The 556-nt window shown below is 40.5% G+C and carries 1 protein-coding gene; it reads left to right on the forward strand.

Features of this window, described 5'->3' with window-relative positions:
• The coding region (locus tag ACS8FC_RS19950) for an endonuclease/exonuclease/phosphatase family protein (RefSeq protein WP_439298063.1) at positions 1–556 on the forward strand (556 nt) is incomplete at both ends.

Raw genomic sequence — 556 nt, forward strand, 5'->3', positions numbered from 1 at the left:
TTATTTATAGTGCTTAGTATCACGTTAGCGTTCCAGTTAAGAATGGTATTGCCGTATACCAAGCTATGGAAAAAAGAAGTTCAAAAAGCAAAAGACAAGCCAGAAGGGCAAGTACATCAATTAAAAATCATGGTTTCAAATGTGTTAACACCCAATGATGAAACACAAAAATTGGTTGATTTGGTCAAGCATAGACAGCCCGATATTTTAATTACGCTTGAAACTGATAAAAAGTGGGAGAAAGCCTTACAGCAAATTGAGTCTGATTATCCATATACGGTGAAGGTTCCGCTGGACAATCTATACGGTATGCACCTGTACTCTAAGCTTGAGCTCATAGATCCTGAAGTGAAATACCTAATGATTGATGACATACCTTCTATTCATACGCAGTTACGCCTGCAAGGTGGTCGAGTGATTTGGCTATACTGCTTGCATCCTATGCCTCCAAGTCCGACTGAGGCTGATAAATCTACCACGCGTGATGCTGAACTGTTGATGGTTGGCAAACACATCAAAGAAAATGAGCAAACCGCGATATTGGCCGGTGATCTCA

It is taken from the genome of Psychrobacter sp. 1Y4 (assembly GCF_051847555.1).